Genomic DNA, 19906 nt, shown 5'->3' with positions numbered 1-19906 from the left:
CATGAGCAAGATGTTTCGCGACTAACTCGCCGCCGCCAGCCCGGACCTTGCGCCGCCATCTGGTGTCAACGTTCATCCTAGCCGTGATGAGCGCCGGAGCCGACAAGCTGTGCGGTCCCGCGTACGGTGAGCGTTCCGATGATCGGGTTAATTCCCGAAACGGGCGCCGGCACAGGGATTTCGACACCAGAGTCGGCGCGATCGATGTCGCGAATCCGAAGTTGCGCCAGGATAGCGATTTCCGGATTGGCTGCTCAAGCGCACCATCGGCGCCGACCTGGCACCTACCTCGGTGGTGGCGACCAGCCAGCTGGTCGGTGTCTCGACTGCAGCCACACCGGGTCTCGGAATCCAACCCGGACCAGACTGTCGTGGCGGTGGTTAGGGGCCAGATACCGGCTGCCGGGGATCCCGGGACGCGCCGAGGGCCTCTACGACGGCGATCGACACCTCAACAGCTGACCTCGCATCGCTTTCAGACACCGACTCTCCCGCGTGGATAACGGCGTTGCGGCAGTCGGCGAGCCGGTTGAGGTCTGAGTGCGGCTGGTAGGACGGCTCGTGCCGCACCAACCAGTTCGATCGTCTGACCATGCCTCTGGCCGTGCACTTGTCCCCCGTGCGCTGCTCGATCTCGTCGATGAGAACGATAAGGCATCGTTCCACAGACGTTGCCGCATCCAGAACCGCCTTGCGAAAATCTCCGCGGCGGAACGCGCCGAGGCTGTCACGACGGAGCTGGTGCTCCACCGGGGGCTGTTCGCCGTCAGCTACCCGGTCGAGAATGGCTTGCAGGAAGACCGCAGACAACGGCTGGGGCCTCGGTGTCATAATCCGAAAGCCGCCATCGCTCCACTTTCCCCCGCGCCACAACTGCAGCCCTGGGCCAATGACGTTGGCATCGAACACCGGCTGTCGGTGGTTGATGTCCTCGCCAGTCACGACCGACACCCAGTCCTCAACCCACGCGAACCATTCCGCGATGATGTTCGCCGTGTAGTCAGCGATCCTGTCCTCCTGATTCTGCTGGTGCAGAAACCGCGCCGGCACGTCCCGACCGTCTTCGCGCAGCTCCAGACCGATGTGGCGCAGCGCGGTAGCGTCGGCGACGTTGAAAGCGGCATACGTCGTGGTCCACGGCGTGGCTGGGTCCCACGCAGACACCGGCACACCCTCCAAGGACGGGTGCTGCGCGGAGTCCGCTAGGCCCTCTGGAGCAGGTGTGACCACGGTCGCGCGCGCGGCACCGATGTAGGTGTCGAAGCGCGAGCCTAAGACCGCGTTCTCGACCCAAATATGGTGGGGCAGTTGGTACTGCGCCGAAACAATGACCACCAAGGCTCCCGAACTCCCGCGTTTACTCGGACTTTCCAGGATACGAACGGCAGCAACCGATTTACCTGTCGGCTGTCGACCAACTCGCTGATGTACGAGACGAGAGGGTAAACCGCCCGCCGTCATGTCATCCGGCCCGCGGCGGGCGGAGACTCGACAATCGAAAATTAGCAACCGAGTTCGTCGATGGCGCGGAATCAGCACCTCCAGGCTCCAGGTGCAGGGTACACCGATGTCGTCGGTGAATCGCCTACAGCTCGAAGTCGTCGTAGCCGAGGGTTGGATCGATGATCGGGTCGGGCTCGTATTCCAGGGGGTCTTCGGTGGTGTTGTCGTGTTGGTGGTGGGCGCGTAGGGCGTGCTCTGCGGTGGTTTGTTCGGGTGTGAGTTGGGTGCGGCGGTGTTGTTCGGTGTCGAGGTCGACGAGTTCGTTGTGCAGCCAGGTGGTGGTGTCGTCGACTGCTGTTGTGTCGGTGGGTGCGCTGCCGGGTGGGGGTCCGTAGATGATCGCTTCGGTCTCGGCGAGGTTGATGCGTTGGCTGATGTCTGTGATGGCTTGAGAGAGTTGGTCATCGGTGAGCATCTGCACGGGATCGGACACGTCGAGGAGATCGTCAGACGGTGGTGCTGCTCGCTCGTTCAGGGGGTCGGGCAGGGGATGCTGTTCGACCCAGGTTGCGATGGCGAGGCGTTCGGCGAGGGTGCGTGCGGCGCGCCAGTCGCGTTTGAGCAGGCCCAGGATGGTGTTCGGTGGGTGGATGGTGGCGATGTGGTCGCAGCGGGCGCGGATGTAGTCGACGGGTGCGTGGTCGGGAATGCCGGGTTGGTTGTCGGTGCGGCATTCACCGCAGAGGCCGTCGTCGCTGCGGCGTGGCGGGATCGGTTTGCTATCGGTGAAGGCGCGTCCGATGCCGCAGGACACACATGGCAGGGCGCGGGTGTTGCGGATTGTTTGGCGGTCGTAGTCGGGTTCGTCGGAGTCGGGATAGCAGTCTTCCCATAGTTTTTCGTGGTAGTAGCGGTGCGGGACTCCGTCGGGTTTGGGTAGGTGTTCGGGGTCGTCGTCGACGTCGCCGCGGGTGTCGAGGTAGTCCTGGTAGTCGCGTGCGGCGGTGATATCGGTGTCGAGGCGAGGTGGCCGCCGCAGTCTGTGGTCGACGCGGTCGGGGTTGTCGCGCGCAGCATGCCGGTGTTGATCGCGCCGGTCCGGTGCAGGGATGTCGTGGGTGGCGGGTCGGTATACGTATGGGTCGCTGGTGGGTGTGCAGGCGTGGATGAGTGCGCGGTGTTGGGGGTATTGGTCTGCGGCCCAGCGCAGTCGCGCGACGGCGACGCGGAAGTGGTTGCGGTAGAGGGTGGTGGCGACGTGTTCGATGATGTCGCGTTGTTCGTCGGTGAGGGTGTCGGCGAGGTCGTGAAAGGCGCGCCGCGCCGCTGCCATGTCACCGGTCTGGATCAGTGCGGCGATCGTTGCGGCGCTGTCGGACAGCGAGTTCTCGGCACTCGTGGCGGTCTGTGGTGGCCGAATCGGTGGACGCCGTGACGGGTGGGCGGGGATGTCGCCGTGCCGGGGATCGTCTAGTTCGGGATGGTGGTGCTCGGATGGGTGCATCGTGGGCTCCGGGGATGGCTGGGGATCGGGTTGGTCGTGGTGGGTGGGTTCGTGCAGGAGTGCGTCGATGCGCCAAGCGAGGGCGTTGGTGAGTTGGTCGGGGCGCAGCGGTGAGGTGTCGTCGGGTTGGGCGGCAAGGATGAGTTCGTATGCGGTGGTGAGCAGTTCGGCTGGTGTCCAGCCGGTGCCGGTGGCGCGGTCGATCGCCGCGACCAAGCGCGGCCAGGCGGGGTCGTTGATGACGCGTTGGGCGGTGTCGGCGCCAACGATGTGGTGGAATTCGTTGCTCCATTCGGGGGTGAGGTTGTGGGTGTCGGTGGCCTCAGCGGCGACGAGTTCGAGCTCGAGTCGTGACCACAGGGCCGCGGCGGGCATGTCGTCGGGCAACGCCCGTTGTGTGGCGGCGTGGGTGAGCCGGGTTTGGATGTCGATTCCGGATCGGTGGGCGATCTCGATTTTGTCGGCGAGGATCGGCCACCACGGGTCGGTGAGGATGCGGGATTCGAGACCTTTGATTAGCGGTGCCCATTTGTTGGCGGGTGAGTGCGGGTCGCCGAGGGTGTCGGTGACGCGTGCGTTGAGGAGTTCTTGGTGTTCGCGTTCGCCCACGGTGTAGCGGGGTGGTCCGGTGGGACGCGGATCGCGGTCGTCGATGTGCAGGGAGGCCCGCCACACGGCGAGGTCTTCGAGCAGGCGTGGCTCGGAGCCGATGAGCGGGCGCGCCCAGTGTGGTGCGGACGCGGGTGTCCATGACTGTGTGTCGGTGCGGATTTGTGTGGCGAGGTCGGTGACGATGCGGGCGCGTGCAGCGAGTTGGGTGGAGTCGAGTTCGGTGCGCAGTCCGCGGGGGATCCCGGTCGCCCAGGGCAGGGGTGCGTTGGTGGTGGAGTGCGCGCCGGAGGGATCCAGGCGCCAGTCGAGCACAGCGGCAACATCATCAGCGGTGTCGAGTTCGCGTGCGTTCGCGGCGATGCGTAAGGCGGTGATCAGGTCACGCCCCGACAGCGCGATCATCGCCAAGTGTTGACGCAACACGGGGTAGGCGGGGCTGTCGGTGAGGTTCGGGTGTATCGCTTCGGCGGCGGTGTCGAGGCGTTCGAGTCCATCGGCGCCGAGGGCGTTTTCGGCGGCGACACCGACCGCGTCGAGGTAGATATCGAGCGCGCGACCGATCCGCTGGTACGGATCCAGAGCATCGCGCAGCATGGTGTGCGCCGACTTCTGCGCGCCGTCGCGCCCGAAAATGCGCAACAAAATCTCGACAGCGGTGCGCGGATAAGCGGCGGGTTCGGACCAGAACGAGCCTTCGGACCCGTCCAACGCGGTCGGCACGTAGACGTGGTTGGCGTGGATTCCACGGGTGAGCGCGACGTAAAGCTGTCGCAAAGACTCACCTCCGGTGAGCGCGACATGACACGAATCCGCGGTAATTCCTTGCGCGGAATCGATCGTTGTCGCGTACCCGAGACGCACATACGTGGCCACATAGTCGGCGGGCAGACGCACACTGTGCCCCTGTTTTTCGTTCGAGCCGACATGGGTGGCGGTGAGGCTGCCGTCGTTGTGGATGGCGGTGACGGTCCAGGCGTAGCCGTTGCGGACCCAATCGTTGTCGCCGAGTCGTAGTCGTCGGTTGTTGCGTCGGGTGCGAATTGTGTCCCCGACCGACGCGTGAAGTCCGTCGGCGAGAACACATTCCGAGCCCACTACACCGCCATCGCGGGCGATGCGGTCGGCGCGAGCACGAGCATTCAGTTCGGTGACAATGTCGTGGGTAGCGGCGAGCATGATGGCATTGCGACCGGCGAGGTGGTCGGTGATCCAGGCGGTGTAGGCGTCGTCGTGGGTGGCGCCTTCGTGTCCGGCGTGGATGCGTCCGTTGTCCAGATACCAGCCCAGCGCGGCTGGGTCACCCTCGCGCAGTTGCAAACTCGCGGTCGCTTCGGCGTTTGAGGCGAACCGCACGACGTGGGTCAGTGTCATGGCCGCTTCGGGTGAGGCCGCGTCCATGTCGGCATCCGCGCCGCCGGCCTCGATCGACGCGAGTTGGCGGGGATCGCCGATGCAGCGGATCGTCGCGCCGCGGTCGTGTAGGAATCGCAGCAGGCGTAGGCGTTTGAGGTTGCCGATTTTGACGTGCTCATCGACGATCACCAGCGTGTCGGCGTCGATGTCGAGGATCCATTGCGGCAGCGACGGCGGCTGCTCGCGGTCGAGGGCATGGTTGTCGCGGCTGGGTGTGTGGCGGGCTAGGACGTCGAGGACCTTGTCGACGGTCTCCACCCGGGTGCCGATCGCCTTGCCTAACTCCGCGGCCGCCGACGCGGTCGGCGCCAACCCGAGGACCTGACCGCCACTGCTATGCCAGGCATCGGTGAGCACAGCCATCGCAGTGGTCTTGCCCGTTCCCGCCGGCGCGTTGGTGGTCCGTATCCGCAGGGGTGAAGAGGCGAAGCCCTCGATCACGCTGATCTGCCCGGCATTGAGCGGGCGTTCGGGATGCTGGGTGTTGTAGCGGTCCACGGAGGCGGCGACGAGATCGGGCCGGAGTTGGCGTGCGCCGGGCTCCAGCGACATCTCGATCAGTTGCTGTTCGATCGACAACATCCGGGCCGAGGTGTAGATCTGCGCACCCGCGCCGGTGTAGACGCTGGTGCCGTCGCGGCGCCGCAACAACTCTGGCACCGTGTGTAATTCGGGTTCATCGGTCAGATCGGGGTCACCGCGCGCGATCACATGCTCGGGAGAGAGCGTTTCGGCCAGGACCGCTTCGGCGGCGTGTTCCCAGTCCTGGCCTCGCACGTTGCCGCGGAGTTGGCGTTCGATTTCTGCACGCAGATTGGTGGCAGCCCAGGTGGAGCGGTGCTCGGAAACCACCTCGATGACCCGCTGCGCGGTGCGGTTGATCCACGCCGTAGTCACCGCAACACGATGGGGCCGCATGGGATTCAGGACCGCGACGACGATCGAAGAGAGTGCTTCTCGGTCGCCGAGCAGGGCCATCGCTTGCGATCGCCAGGTGCTGCGCTGCTCGGCCAGTGACCGCAAAGGGTGTTTGGCGGGCCGGGTTTCGAGGGTGGCCTGCTGGGCCAGGTCATACATTTCGGTGGGGATCGGTTCGCGGTCGAACCGGTGTTGGAACCGTGCGGCGAGTTCACCCACACGTTCTTTGATCGCGGCTTCGCGCCGCGACCACGCGTGGATCAACGGTGTTGGGATGCCGACGATTTCGCGGATCGGGCGCTTGGACGGATCGGTGGTGGGGCGTTCAGCGAACTCGACACCCACCAGGTCCTCGAGATGGTGTTCCAGGCGAGTGTTGTAGATCTCCGAGACGGTGACCACGGCTCGGTAGATCGCGGTGCCGTCGAGGGTGCGCCACCGCCCATCATCGGTGCGGCAACGGTTGGCGATCAGCGCATGCGTGTGGAGATCGGGGTCGCCTGCTCTGCTGTCACGATGCACAAACCGGGCGGCCACAATCCCGTCGACATCCACCTGCCGGATCCCGTTGCGGCCCAACCGAGTGAAGATCGCGTGCTCCTCCAACCAGCGCAGAGCATCATCGACCGCAGCATGGTGGGCAGCCTCGACCTTCTCCGCGACCGCGCGCGGGGCCAGCGCCCACAGCACAGAGACGCTCTTGACGGGTGAGAAAGTGATGTCGAAACCCGCGACCGCGACGGTGTTCGGGCGCGAGTTTCGTGCCACCCACCCCGACAATTCCCGCTCGTTCAAGGGCGGGCGATCATACTGTTCGCAGAACATTTCGAACGCCACATGGGTACGAATTCGCGCACGTTCACGTTCTGGAATTGCATCGTGAGAGCCGGATCCGTGCGCGATATTGTGTCGCGTGAATGCGTCCGCGCACCGTTTACGGAACTCGGAAACCTCGGCATAAACCCGAAACGGGTTGCCTAAACGCGAAGCGCGATCAGCGGCTCGTGTCGCATCTTTGTGCTTCGCACCGAGACGAATCTGCTCGTCATACGTAGCGTTTTCGATCGCTTCGGCGTTGGGATGACGACCCAACCCGAACAGGGATTTCATCTGTTCTTCGGTGACTTCGTCACCCGGTCGCAGGCCCAACGCGGCCAGGCCCGTGCCGTGCCAGCGGCCCGGAGCTTCCCCATGAGCGGAGTAATAATCGGCGAGACTGGAACGGCCACGAGCCGAAACATCATTCGCGGCGACATTGCGCAGATAATATTGATACCCATTGCCTGCCACGACTTTATGAATCGTCGCGGTCATACATCCATCAAGCACCCGACCGGCCATTTACGCCAGAGGGTCGATTTGACTATTTTTTCGTCAAATCAAGCAAAACCCCAGGTCGTTACCAAATCGTTATCCTCGGATGCAAGAGGTGTGCTTGGTGGAAGGGAGATGAGGCGAGGGGAGGGGACGTTGATGATGAGGAGTGTAGTGGTGGTGGGTGGTGTGGGAGATGGATTGTGAGTGATGCGGATTGTGGGGAGCGTGTCGGGGTTGGTCTGTGGGGAGGGATCGGTAGGCAGTTGGTCCTGGGTTGCGGCCCTGCCGGTTTGGGTGAGCCGCCATCGCCGCACACGAGCAGTCTCTGATCGATCGGGTGTGACCGTGGCGGGCCGATCCGCCACGGGCGTGGACACCGCGGCGGACCGGTGATCGGAAGACCCGCCGTCGCCGGCGGGGCGCGGCAGGGGAACGCGGGTCAGGCGGCGGTGCGGTAGTGGTGTCGGCATTCGCCGCAGAGGTCGTCGATGTCGATCTCGCGGTGGTGGGTGCACGAGCAGCAGCGCCCGGCGCGCAACTGCACTGGAGTCGGCGTCGCGATAGGTGCGCCCGGTGTGGATGGTTGTGGGGTCTCGGTCGAGGAACGCCATCACCAGTCCGCGCTCGATCCGTGTCGAGCGCTGCTGCAACGCATCCAGCACTGCGGGTGCGGCAGCGGGGTAGTGGTCGGTGAGGTATTGGCAGTAGGCGGCGACTTCATCGGCGAGGGTGAAATCGGCCGGGAGCGCGGCGATTCCGGCGCGGTCGTGGTCGCGGCAGTGTTGGCATAGTCCGTCGTCGCTGATCCGGTGGCCGGTGGTGTTGGTGCGGAAGTGGTCGCTGCAGGCGCGTTCGCCGAAGCAGTACACGCACACCCACCCCTGCAACGGAGCCAGGGTGGTGTGGTCGTAGTCGAGACCGTTGCCGTTGGCTTGGAAGGCGGGGCGGTCGTCGTCGCGGATGTCGAGACCGGTTCGGGTGCGGGCGATCTCGTCGGCGTCGAAGTCCTCACGGGTGCGGGCACCGGCACGGTCGCGCTCGGCGAGGACCTGGTCGGCGACCTGCCGGACGTAGTTGCGGTCCCACACCGATGGCTGGAATGCGGGATCGGTGTCGAGGAGGAAGCGGGTGCGGATGTAGTCGGTGACCACACGCGGCTCACTCACAGGGCGACGCTTAGACTTGATCGCCTCGATGTGCTCGGGTCGCCGCCACGCGCGCTTGGCTGCGATCGCGGTCGCGGTTGAGGGCGTAGCGCTCCGGGTTTTGTTCGGATCTCGGGCGAGCAGTCGACGGGCGCTGGTCTCGGCTGCGACGAGCGGGACCGTTGCGATCCAGCGGGGCTGGTCCTCGACCGGGCGATGCAGCCCGGGGTCGGTGCGGGTGACGAAGGTGTCGAGCCACGCCCGCAGTTCAGGATCGGAGCGTCGCCACAGCGACCGCAGCGAGGCGCGCGCGATCACGTAGGGCGAGTTGGTGAAGGTGTCGGCGAGGCGGACGAGCCGATCGAGGTCGGTGGGAGACGCGAGCTCGGTGAGTGCCCGTTCGAACTCGTCGCGGGCTTGGTCGTGCAGACCGGCGTCGAGTTGCCAGGAGATGTGGGTGATCGCGTCGAGGAAGGACTGGGATTCGGTGCTGGTCATCTGTTTTCCCTTCGTGCGAGCGGACAGGACCCATCCCGGTGCGAACGTGAGATTCCCACTGGGATGGTCGGCTGGCCGGGCGGCCAGCCTGAGGGCGCCTCGACCGGGACGGCGGTCGGCGCGGTGGGGAACGCGCCGGGGCGTGCACCACCGAATTTCCGTGCGGGACCGCCGCGTTGCTGTGGGGCGAGTGGGAAATTCGGTGGTGCCGGGCGCGGGCCCTGCCGTGTCGGACGACGGTCTGGTAGCCCTCGTCCGGGCTGGACGAGCGGCCGGATGGGCATCCCTACCCACTCGATGACTCCCGCTCACCTACCCCGCCGGAGCGGGGAAGGCGTTGGATCAGAAGTCTGGGTCCCCTGGGGCCGCGGTACCGGCGAACGCCGACTCGCGTGGGGCCGCTGAGGCCCAGGGATCATCGGAGCTCGCACGCGAGGCGGTCGTGGTGGCGTCGTGGTCCTCGCCTTCGCGCCGGTGGGTCCTGCTCACCGCGACGGTGGCCCATCGGGTCGAGGGACCGATCTCGTCGACCTCGAGTTCGGTTACGGTGCGTTTGTGTCCTTCGCGGGTTTGGTAGGTGCGCTGGGTGAGTCGCCCGGAGACGATCACTCGGGCCCCGCGCGGCAGGTTGCTCTCGGCGAGGTTCTGAGCGGCGTCGCGCCAGAGGTGGCAGGGCAGGAACAACGGGTCGCTGTCTTTCCACCGCGCGGATGCGCGGTCGAAACGACGCGGTGTCGAGGCCACCGTGAAGTTCGCTACCGGCGTGCCCGCGGGAGTGTATTTGAGTTCTGGGGAGGCAACGAGATTTCCTATGACGGTAATGATCGTGTCTGCGGCCATGACTGAGTTCTCCTGTCGAGGAATGGAATTGGGTGAGGAGCTGATCGAGCCTCGTGCTGCTGGCGCCTGCGCGATTCGGCTGGCCCGCCAGCGACGTAGCTTGTTGTGATGACACGCTCGTTGGTCGTCAAGGGGCACCAGCGTGGCCGCGCGGCCCGGTGAGGGTGCGACGCTCGTGAGGACGGTCAGTCGCATCGAACGGTGCTGACGAATTCCGGTTGGAGATATGCGCCGCGGGCGGTGGCGGTGTGTGAGAGGAAATCGACCGCGAGCGCGGTGCGGGCCGCAGACTCAGTGGGTTATCGCACACCTGAGCCGAGGTCGATGCCGAGGTCGGCGGCGATACCGAGACCGCAGTATGCCAAGCGGCGCAAGGTGTCCGGGCGCATGCCGGTGCGCAGAGAGGTCTCCAGCAAGATCGCCATGGAGTGGGCGGGGTCGGCGTCCAGGGCCGCCTGCAGAGCGACGCCGGCGAGGGGGCCGTCGCCGCGGATGTAGGCGCCGTAGCCGAGCAGGGTCGCGGCGTCGGCGCGGTCGCTGCCCGAGAGTGCCTGCGTCAGTGCCACCCACAGATTTTCCGCGGGCGCCGGCATGGTCACCGATGGTGAGGGCGAACAGACAGTCGCGCACGACCCGATCACGCAGTGCCGCGCCAAGTTCGGCGTATTCGGCGGCGGTAAGCGACATTCCGGAATCGGTGTTGGCGACCTGCCACAGCACCTGTTCCAACGCCCGCCGGTGATACCCGTCGGGATCGCCGTGTCGCACGGCCGCCGCATACCGCTCGTGCGCGATGGCGAGGGCATCGTCGAGATGTGCCGCCACCTGCCGCGCCAACTCCTCGTTCTGGGCGACCAGATCGGTCAGCTCCGAGCGAGCCCCGCGGATCGGCCGCCCGTCGAGTACATGCGCGACCGTGATCATCGAGGTGGCCGGATCCGGCAGCGTCCCATGATCATTCGCATCAGCAGACTCCACCACCGCTGGCCGGCCTCGATCGCCCGCACGGCCCACGCACCCTGCAGATACACATCCAGGGCCGCGAGTCGTCGCGCGAACGCGGCGATGAGCGTGCTCCACTGCCCAGCGCTGGCCGTGCCCTGTCGGCGTATGCGACCTGGTTTGCGCGTCCGGTCGTCGACGATCACCGCGAGCACCTCGGTCGCTCCTTCTGCGGCGCAGATCTGCCCGACGCATTCGGCATACGCCGCAACGAGACCCCGCCGACTCCCACCGTCGGAGTCGAGATCGAATCGCAGCACCGCGTCGATAATCGGACTGTGCTCCGGATCGGGCGCACTCCGCAGGACGGCCACCACCAACGACCGGCGAGGCACGAACCCGACCATCGCGGGCACCGCCACGATCAACTCGCCGGGATCATCCACCCGTAGCGGCTCTGCTGGCTCGCGATCCTGTTGACTCTGACCGGGATTCGAGGTCGCCTCATTGCTGGTTGGTGAGTGGGCGTCGTCGACGTTGTCAGGCATAGGAGTCTCCTTCGGGATGCGAGGGCTGTGTGCGGCGCGTGAATGTGATGGCCGTGCTGAATGCGGCTGCGCTGCTGAAGCGATGCGACGCGCTGGCGTCGATGTCGGGCAGGGGATGTGGTGCCCTGTTGTGGCGTGTGGATCAGTGGTGCAGGCATCGGGGGCGTGCGCGGCTGTAGCGGAATCCGTTGCTGACGGTGCGGTGCGCTTCGGCGGCGGTGAATCCCTCGATGCCGATGTGGGCTGCGGCGGCGTCGGTGAGGATGGTGCGGGCGTCGTGTTCGCTGATTTCGTCGGCGGCGACGAGCCGCCCGAGGACCAGCGCGGAGCGGAACAGGGTGTGGTTGCGCAGGTGCACCCGTGCGTGAGCGACTCGCTCGGCTTCCCCGGTCAGGATCGCCGCCAGATATGAATCCGGATGCACTGCCATCGCCTTGCTCGAGCCACCGGTCGGTGCCGGAGTCGGCGGAGGCGGGATAATCCGTTGGATCAGCATTTCGGGAAGATCGGCGAGCGGCCGGTTCTCGGCCACGGCGTAATCCCCGTGGGGCGTACGGGATCCAGGGGCGACGATGTAACCGCCGTGCCCGCGAGAATCGATACCCTCGCCGATGCGGGCGACCGTGCACCGCAATATCGGCTGGCTCGGGGCACGGTAGTACAGGTGCCAGCCAGCTGGGGTGGTGACGGTCAGTGTGGGTGGCGCGGGTTGGGGTAGGTGGTCAGTGAGCCGGGCAAGGGCCTCGGTGAGGTTGTGAGTGGGTGGGCTCATGTGGGGTGGATCGAGATCGATGACGTGCAGCCCGCTGGGCGGGCCGGTCGCGATCGCGACGTTGTAGCGCGGGTTGTAACTCCACCAGCGGTGGATGAGATCTTTGTCGGTGCTGGCGAGTTCGGGCCAGCGTTTGATCGCTGGTTTCTTCCCACCTGGGCGCAGCGGGAACACCGGCCAGCCGCGGGCGGCGGCAGTAAACGCCGCCGCCCGCAGGTCCAGGACAGCGGTCACGGGATGGACACCTCCTACATGTTCGGAGGAAGGACAACCCCGGGAATGCCGGTACGCGAAGGCCGAAATGAACGAGGCGCGTACCGGCATGCCGGGGTGGTCGAGGAGGTTGGTCAGGCGGGGTCGGCCTGCTCCTGTTCGTCGGGTTCGGTTGCGGTTGCGGTTGCGGTTGCGGTTGCGGTGGTGGTTGCGGTGGTGGGGGTGTCGATGTCGATGTCGTCGGAGTTGACCTCGCCGAGGGCGGCGAGTTCGACGGGCACGAGCGGGTGGCCGAGCTGGCTGAGGAATTTCAGGTAGCGGCGCACGCCGCGGTCGGCGTAGCGCCACAGGGTTTTCTCGCAGCGGCTTTCGTAGGCGCCGAGGACGAGCGCGAGCACGATCACTTGGGCGCGGGCCGGTTTCGTCGTGTCGAGGTCGGCGATCACCTCATCGCGACCGCGGAAAACCTTGATGCCCAACAGTTCCAGGGCCGTGCTGAAAGCGTGGTACTCGCTGAGCAGCCCGCTGTCGGAGACCAGCGCCTGAGCCAGGAACACCGGAGCTTGCACTGGTGGGGTCTTGCGCGTCAACAGTCGGGTCACGAACTTGGTGCGGGTGGTCTTGGCTGCCAACCCCTGCTTGTTGAGCTCGCGGACCCGCCGCCGCGCCAACCGCTCCTGTTCCCGCGCTTCGGCGGCTGCCTGCGCGGCGGCCTCGGCGGCGGCGCGACGCGCGGCGGCGAGCTCGTCGCCCTCGCCATGGCCGTCTTGTTGGTCCTGGAAGGTGTCGCGGGTGTCGGTGCCGTCGGCACCGGTATCTTCCTCGCGCTCCCGCATCCCGGCCGCCTCCAGCCGGTCCCGCAGCAAGAAGTATTCGGCGAGAATCTGTTCGCGCTGTTGCACATCGCGGGCATGGCGCAGCCCCTCGGCGGGCTCGGTATCGGGGTTCTCGCGGGTGTTCCAGTCCACGGTGTCGGGGTCGACGAGGGCGCCGGTGTCGACTTCGACCCACACCATGTCCTCGCCGACCTCCAGCCACACCAGCCAGAGGTCGGGGTGGGCGTTGATATGGCTGATGTCGACGGCCGAGCCATCGGCGTCGACCAGATCGGCCGCTGGCACGAGCGGCCTGTCGTCGGTGAACTGGCCGGTGCCGGGGTACTCGGTGAGGATCCCGACCCCGGTCTCGGCATACGGCAACGCCACAGCTAGGTAGGCGCGTGCTTCGGTGCGGTCTTGCGCGATCCGGTTGGCTTCGTAGGAGAACCAGTTGCGGTTGGCGGCCATGAGTCGTTGCACGGCGTCGGTGTCGCCGAGGGTGTCGTATTCGGCGATGAGCGCCGCCTGTTCGAGGTCGTATTGGCCTTCGTCGATCAATCCGCGTGCGGTGGTGGAGGTTCCGATCTTGCCTGCGCGTTTGATGTCGTCGCGTTTGGTTTGCAACGCCTTCGCGACCCGGGTGACCGAGGCTCCGAGGTCGAGCATCTGTGCGATGCCTGCGGCGCGGTCGCCATCGGTGAGCGGGATCCGGCGGTCGTTGACGGTGATCTGCTCGGTGATGCGGTCGATCTCGGCTTCAGCGGCATCGACCGAGGGGTCGAAGTCGGTGATCCATACCGGCACCGCGGTCTGTTCGAACGCGAGCGCGGTGAGGGTGCGGACTTGCCCGTCGCGCACGACATGGCGTCCGTCGGGCATCCGGATCACCTTGATCGGGTTCTTCACACCGTGCTCACGGATGGATTCGGTGACCTCGGGGTGGTCTTCGAGCCGGAAGGTCTTACGCACGTTTTCGTCGATATCGAGCTCGGCGGGATCCGTCGTCGGTCCCCGACCCGCCCCCGGCGCGGCGGGCACCGCGCTGTCGCACTCGGCGACGACGTCACTCGCGTCGGGTGCCGTGTCGTCGATGGTGATGGTGGTGTCGGTATCGATGGTGTCGGGGGTGGGCGTGTCGGTGTCGTGTGACATCGAATAGGGCTCCTATCGTGAAACGGGTAGGCACCGGCCAGCTTTGGACTGGTCGGTGCCTACCCGAGAGTGGATATGACAGCTGAGAACGGGTGGCGGGCCGCTTGAGGGCCGGTCTGCGTGGTGGATTCGGTTGCGGGGGTTAGTTCTTGGTGCGGGCTGCGACGTTGATCGGGTGCAGGAACCGCGCGCCGTGCTGGTCGGGGTCGCTGTAGCGCCAGTGCTTGGCTTTCCAGTCCGGGTGCTGCTCACGCCAGCGGGTGACGGTGGGTTCACTGAGGGCGGTGATGGTTCCGGCGGTACCGAAATGTTCGGCGCTGTCGAAGTCGGTGCGGGTGAGGGTCAGGGTTTCGGGCATGCGGGAAACAACCTCCTCGAGGGTCTGGGCCGCCAAGGGCCCCAGGGGATGGATGAAGGAGAACAACGACGAGGTCCGGACGCAGGGCTGTGGCAGGCACCCGCGCAGCCAGTGGGGTTCAGACGAGGGACATCGCTTGCAGGGCTAGGTCGTCGAGGGTGTCGGCGCGGACAGGGTCGGGGATGGTTTGGGAGTAGCTGGTGACGGCGTTGGCGATTCCGGCGGCGGTGAGCTGACCGCCGGCGATGAAATGGCTGAGGATGCCGGTGCGTTCGTCCTCGGTGAACCCCAACTTCTTAGAGACGACTTCGATGGTGCGTTCGGGGTGCGCGACCGGAGTCGCGGCATGCCGCTCCAACTCGGTGACACGGGCGGCCAAGAATTCCGGCGACAGCCACTCGGCGACCTTGTCGCGGGTTTCAGCGGTGATCACCGCCAGGCGTTTGCGGTAGGTGTCCTGCGACCAGCCGCCGACACCGCCGGCCTCGAGGCGGTCCCCGATATGGCGTTTGGTGTAGGCGAACATCGGCAGGGTAAGACCGTTGCCGCAAATCTGGACGACCAGTTCGGGTTTCAATGTGACTGCGTGGTGGCCGATCTCGGAGTTGGAGAACCGGAACCCGGCGAACACGATCGGCTCGCTGCCGGGGCGATAGCCGTGGCCTTCGCGGGCCGCGACCGGGCGCCACTGCTCCAATTGCCCTGCGGCGCGGCGGCGTTCGGCCTCGAGTTCGGGGTTGGCGAACGGGGTCCGATAATTCGCGAGGAAGCTCGGTGCCAGCGCCGACACCTTCGGTGAGTACACCTTGCAGTGCATGGAGGATTCGGTCAGATCACACGAGCGCACCGACACATCCGCATCCGCTTGGCGGATGCCCTCCAGTACGGCGGTGAGGACGTCGAGGTTGTCGATGATGCCGTAGCGATCCGACAACACCGCGCGCAGAATCCCGGGCTCGTCCGAGGCGCCGGAGGTGAACAGGCGCAGCAGGAATGACCGGTCATCACCCGTGCTGGGTAGGCGTGGGTCGTCGCAGCCGTGGAGCAGGCCGTTGATGTTGGCGTCGTAGAGATCGGTTCGCGATTCCTGACGCAGCCATTTGAGATAGCCGACGGGGATCTTGAGCTTGGATCCGAGGTGGGAGTCGGCGGCGGCGGTGGGCCGGTAGAGGCCGTCGACGAGGGTGAAACCCCGCTCATCCAGGACCGGTTCGACCCCGCACAGCTGCAGCAGACCATCACTGGCACGCAACGCCGATGCCGGGGCGACGACATCGAGTTTCGCGGCCTGCTGAGCATTCAGCAGCCCGACCAGGTCCCCCAACTCGGCGTGACGCACACAGGTAGCGATCGACATGAGTCAAAACTCCTTTCCGACAGAGAGATACGGATCTCAGGGCAGGGAATGCAGGCGTGGGCCGCCGTGCGGGTTCAGTGCTGTTGGCGCAGTGCGGCCACCAGCGCCCACGACGCGTCGACCTCGGCGCGGGCCGTAGCGTGGCGGCGACATGCGAGTTGCTCGAGGGTTTGGATGGCCTTCAGGGCGCGGGCGGTGTTCTGGCGGCGCTGCTCTGCTGCCCAGTGCCGATAGCGAGGGGCGCGGTCATCGGTGAGGAATTCACCGATGACCTCGGTGACGGTGTCGGACACCAGCTCACGGATGTCCGCGTCGGCGGTGGCCAGCGGATACCCCAGATGCACATTCAGGTAGCCGGGTTCGCCCAGACACACCAGCGTGGTCGCGCCGCGCCCGATCGTGCCGGGTTCGAACCGGGCGGTGACGCGGGGATTGCCGAGGCGCTCATCCTCGACGACGAGACCGAAGAACCGCAGCACCACCATCGGGCGGGTCTCGGTCACCCCGTCGACGACCGGGTGATGTTCACCCATATCGGCTAACACCTGCCCGCGGATCGGGGCGTCGTCGGAGGCGAACAAGGTGTAGGCGCTGTTGGCGAATGCTGGGGCGGGCATGAGGAATCCGGGTTTCCTTCCGATGGCGTGGTGTGTTCAGTTGGCTGCCCGGACGGGACCGGAGAATGGCTGCCCGATCTGGGTTTTGATGCCCGCGACCGGCGGCGCCGCGCGATCGCGGTGTCGGCGAAGCCGGTGGTGACGACCGGCAGTAGCGAGGCCGGGCTCAGGGGCGCAGGGCTGCGGGCCGGGTGCACTCGAACCCGGGACCGGCGCCGATATCGCGGCCGTGGCACCAGTTGGTCCACGCGTCGGCGATATTCGGGCGCGAACCGCCCGCGGCGACGAGTACGGCGAAGGCATGCCCGAAATCGATCGCCTCCCCAGCACCAATCCCACGCGCGTCGCACCAGCCCCGCACATAGCCGATCGCCTCGAAACACAACAACTCCGCGCTCCGGTTCCGCATCGCGGCGGTGTACTGCTCGAACTCCGGTACCCGGGTCATCGGTCTGCTCCGGGTTCGTCGGCGACCTCGCCACAGATCAGCCACGCCCGCCAGGAGTTCGGGTTTGGAGGCCGGGTGGTGCGCCGCTGGGCGAGGAACTCCGGCGGCGCTGGTCGGGGCGGCTGGTGTGCGGACATTGCGAACCACTCCTTCGTGGGATCGACGAGCCCGCCCAGCACCCATGCGGGCGCGGGGCGGCGGTGACAGAGTTTGTTTTCAGGCCGTGGCGGCGGGTAGGTAGGTGCGGGCCTCGACGATGCCGCGGACCTGGTTGTGGACCTCTTCGGGCCAGCACACCGGCCCCGACACTGCGAACTCGGTGACGGGCAGCTCGATCGGTTCACCGCGTAACCGGCCCGGTTCGCGGCGCTGCGCGCTCACCCGCACCACCCCCGGGTCGGTGACCGGCTCTGGTGGGGTGGCATACCAGCGGTCGGGGTGCGCCCACACCGCGGCGTATTCGAGGCCGCCGATTTCCCAGTGCCAGCGATCGGACTGCGGCCCGCGGTGGTGGTCAAGTTTGGTCTTACCGCCACGGCGTTTCGGACGCGGCGCCAGCATGCTCGCGTCGAGGTGATCGAAGACATCCGGGAACCGGTCGCGGGCTTCGGGTTCGGTCATCACCGTGGTGATCTCGTGGTAGCGCACGGTGTAGTCGGGGGTGGGCTCACGGTGGCAGGGTCTGCTTGGCGGCGATGGTGTGTAGCGGTGTGTGGCTGCGGAATGTTAACCACCGACACCGATTTCGTGTTCACGCGGGTGACCTGCCGCCACGCGCGGCAACAACCGACGCGGACGAAATCGCCGACGCTGAAATCCGAAGGTCCCCAGCCCAGCGTCAGGCCGTCGGCGATCTGCTGTTCGCGGACCTGGTTCCAGTAGGCGATCTCACCGGCGCGTTGCGCCATGCGGTCCGTGCAGTTGCTCCCTGGTTCCGGCAAAGGCCTCCGAGCTGTCACAGCGCCTGCAGTCACTGCCGGTGCAGCCGAGGCTGCGGTGGACTGGTGGGCCCGGCGTACACGGCCCTGTCGCTGCTTTCGGCCTCGACACCCTCAGGGCGGGTGCGGCGGCGGTCGGAGTCCACGAAGTCGACAGTCCGTTCCTGACTGTCTGATCACGTTAGCTCGCCGATCGGCCGTACCGAATCGCTACGCAATCCCGTACGGCCGATCGGTGCGGGCCAGAATTCAAGAATCGAGGAAATTCAGAACCTCGTCGACGAACTCCTCGTGATATTGAAAGATTCCACCGTGTCCGGCGTCGGCATAGATTCTGAGTTTGGCGTTCGGTAAACGTTGAGCCAAGTCGAAGGAATTCCGGGTGGGCACCATCCGGTCGTCTTCGCCGTTTACCACCAGGACACGCTGCCGGATGCTCGCCAAGTTGGTGGGCTCCTGCGTCCCCCAGGCATGGATGGCCTTCAGCTGGGTGCGGAAGGCGCTGAGGGAGATCGCTTTATCGCGATCGTCGGTGCGTTCCTTTAGCCGATTCACGAACTGCCGCGCCGCTGCCTTTCCGTTGGCTGTCCTGGTGAAGAACAGGTACTCCTTCGGATCCTTGAAGGTCAGCGTGGCTTTTATCATGTCGCGGATGGTGACACCGGTGACTTTCTCGATGCCTTCGCCACCGGCCGGGCCGGTGCCCGCGAGCACGATCTTTCGAACGAGCTGTGGTTGTTCCTGCACAATCACCTGCGCGACGAAGCCGCCCAAAGAGAATCCGAGGAGATCGACGTGATCGAGGCCGAGCGCCCGGATAAAGGCGATCGCGTCGTGCGCCATCGCCTTTACTGAATTCGGTGTCTTGCCTTCTGATGCGCCGATACCTCGGTTGTCGAAGGTGATCACCTGGTGTTCGGCGGCGATGCCGTCGACGACCCGGGGATCCCAATTATCCAGTACCGCGCCCAGGTGGTTGAGGAAGATCACTGGCACGCCGTTATTCACGCCCAGCTGCCGGTATGCGAATCGTGTTCCGCCGACATCGATAATTTTGGTCGGCGTGTTTTTATATTTGGTGCTCACAGTCGCGGTCACTCCTCACTGGTGGTGCTGCGGATGGGCTGTGCTGCTGATCAGCTGGTCAAGCGATCCTGCCCATGTCTGACATCCAGCTCCTGCGCGATGCTCTGGGCGCCCGCGTGTCGAGACACACGCCCTTTCGCCGACGGTGATGACGGCGATTTTCCCGGCGAGTGATGACCTGTTCTGCCGATCGAGCACAGCAACTCCTTTGTCGCAGCTAGGTTTTCGACTTGTTCGGTGCTGGTGTCAGCCCGCCAGCTGCGGGTATTGCGCCGCGATGTCTCCGGCAAGCCCTGCCTTGACCTGCCGGGAGATGTCATCGGCCAGAACTTCGTGCGCGTCGGCCTCGATGCCGTCGAGTGCGAGTGCGGCGACGTCGGCAGCATTGGACTTGGGCGCGGTGACGCCAGCGGTCATGTCGGTGTCGACATATCCCATGTGCAGTCCGGTCACCGCGATGCCGCGCGGCCGCAATTCCAAACGCAGGGAGTTGGTCTGTGACCACAGCGCTGCTTTGGACGCGCTGTAGGACCCGGCGATGCCGAGCCAGGAAAGTACGGAGTGGACATTGAGGATGTGTCCGCCACCGTTGCCTTCGATGATCGGTGCGAAGGCGCGGGTGACGAACAACGGGCCGTAGAAGTTGGTCTCGAACTCGCGTCGCACATCGTCGAGTCGCGAGCCGAGGAACGGCGCGCCGACCGAGGCGCCCGCGTTATTGATCAGGATCGTGACGTCCTGGGCCAGTTCGGCTGCGGCGGAGACCGCGTGGAGGTCGGTGACTTCCAATGCCACCGGGAAGGCTTCGGGGTGTGTCACATTGCGGAGGTTGCGGGCTGTGGCGTAAACCTTGCGCGCGCCGCGGGCGTACAACTCCTCGACCAGCGCCTTGCCGATGCCACGGCTGCCGCCGGTGACAAAGACGACGGCATCCTTGATCGCGGTCATCACTGACTCCTAATTCTCT

15 protein-coding genes and 2 pseudogenes are annotated in these 19906 nt (G+C 65.9%); 1 reads left to right on the top strand and 16 read right to left on the bottom strand.

Annotated features, from left to right (window positions below):
- Window positions 1–25: 25 nt before the first annotated feature.
- Window positions 26–328, top strand: a pseudogene (locus ON44_RS53210) (transposase); the annotation flags it as partial.
- A gap of 53 nt (window positions 329–381) precedes the next feature.
- Here the strand turns inward: ON44_RS53210 and ON44_RS53205 are convergent.
- The 16 genes and pseudogenes from ON44_RS53205 to ON44_RS41545 form a co-directional block, all read right to left on the bottom strand.
- Entirely contained in the window at window positions 382–1335 is a 954-nt protein-coding gene (locus ON44_RS53205; RefSeq protein ID WP_040700427.1) for a hypothetical protein, read from the bottom strand.
- Between the two features lie 250 nt (window positions 1336–1585).
- A complete protein-coding gene (mobF, locus tag ON44_RS41605; protein WP_245567538.1) occupies window positions 1586–7204 on the bottom strand; it encodes a MobF family relaxase in 5619 nt (1872 codons plus the stop codon).
- Window positions 7205–7269: 65 nt separating this feature from the next.
- Window positions 7270–8850 carry a hypothetical protein gene (locus ON44_RS41600; protein WP_040700425.1) on the bottom strand — a complete coding sequence of 527 codons (1581 nt, stop codon included), beginning with the start codon at window positions 8848–8850 and terminating at the stop codon, window positions 7270–7272.
- A 342-nt stretch (window positions 8851–9192) separates the two neighbouring features.
- The gene (locus tag ON44_RS41595) at window positions 9193–9690 is read right to left on the bottom strand and encodes a single-stranded DNA-binding protein (RefSeq protein WP_040700424.1); all 498 of its coding nucleotides are present in this window, start codon (window positions 9688–9690) and stop codon (window positions 9193–9195) included.
- Between the two features lie 299 nt (window positions 9691–9989).
- Complete coding sequence (locus tag ON44_RS53200) at window positions 9990–10283, bottom strand: DUF4192 family protein (RefSeq protein WP_051183209.1); 294 nt, start codon at window positions 10281–10283, stop codon at window positions 9990–9992.
- Between the two features lie 58 nt (window positions 10284–10341).
- Window positions 10342–11039: pseudogene (locus ON44_RS54325) on the bottom strand (DUF4192 domain-containing protein); the annotation flags it as partial.
- Window positions 11040–11322: 283 nt separating this feature from the next.
- A complete protein-coding gene (locus ON44_RS41585) occupies window positions 11323–12186 on the bottom strand; it encodes a bifunctional DNA primase/polymerase (RefSeq protein WP_051183202.1) in 864 nt (287 codons plus the stop codon).
- Window positions 12187–12299: 113 nt separating this feature from the next.
- The gene (locus ON44_RS41580; RefSeq protein ID WP_051183200.1) at window positions 12300–14135 is read right to left on the bottom strand and encodes a ParB/RepB/Spo0J family partition protein; all 1836 of its coding nucleotides are present in this window, start codon (window positions 14133–14135) and stop codon (window positions 12300–12302) included.
- 142 nt (window positions 14136–14277) lie between these two features.
- On the bottom strand, window positions 14278–14493 hold the full coding sequence (locus tag ON44_RS41575) for a hypothetical protein (RefSeq protein WP_157187582.1): 216 nt from the start codon (window positions 14491–14493) through the stop codon (window positions 14278–14280).
- 118 nt (window positions 14494–14611) lie between these two features.
- Window positions 14612–15850, bottom strand: a complete 1239-nt coding sequence (locus tag ON44_RS41570; RefSeq protein ID WP_040700421.1) for a hypothetical protein — start codon at window positions 15848–15850, stop codon at window positions 14612–14614.
- A 74-nt stretch (window positions 15851–15924) separates the two neighbouring features.
- On the bottom strand, window positions 15925–16467 hold the full coding sequence (locus ON44_RS41565; RefSeq protein ID WP_040700420.1) for a hypothetical protein: 543 nt from the start codon (window positions 16465–16467) through the stop codon (window positions 15925–15927).
- 166 nt (window positions 16468–16633) lie between these two features.
- Window positions 16634–16915, bottom strand: coding sequence for a hypothetical protein (locus tag ON44_RS41560; protein WP_040700418.1), 282 nt, complete (start codon window positions 16913–16915; stop codon window positions 16634–16636).
- Complete coding sequence (locus ON44_RS51100) at window positions 16912–17052, bottom strand: hypothetical protein (RefSeq protein ID WP_157187581.1); 141 nt, start codon at window positions 17050–17052, stop codon at window positions 16912–16914. Before ON44_RS51100 ends, ON44_RS41560 begins: the two co-directional genes overlap by 4 nt.
- 79 nt (window positions 17053–17131) lie before the next feature.
- Complete coding sequence (locus tag ON44_RS41555) at window positions 17132–17536, bottom strand: hypothetical protein (RefSeq protein ID WP_157187580.1); 405 nt, start codon at window positions 17534–17536, stop codon at window positions 17132–17134.
- 566 nt (window positions 17537–18102) lie between these two features.
- On the bottom strand, window positions 18103–18939 hold the full coding sequence (locus tag ON44_RS41550) for an alpha/beta fold hydrolase (protein WP_083898499.1): 837 nt from the start codon (window positions 18937–18939) through the stop codon (window positions 18103–18105).
- 246 nt (window positions 18940–19185) lie between these two features.
- On the bottom strand, window positions 19186–19887 hold the full coding sequence (locus ON44_RS41545) for an SDR family oxidoreductase (protein WP_040700412.1): 702 nt from the start codon (window positions 19885–19887) through the stop codon (window positions 19186–19188).
- Between the last annotated feature and the right edge of the window lie 19 nt (window positions 19888–19906).

The sequence above is a fragment of the Nocardia vinacea NBRC 16497 genome (assembly GCF_000308835.1).
GTDB lineage: Bacteria > Actinomycetota > Actinomycetes > Mycobacteriales > Mycobacteriaceae > Nocardia > Nocardia vinacea.
The sequence above is the reverse complement of the archived record's forward strand: the minus strand, read 5'-3'. Positions and strand labels throughout refer to the sequence as shown.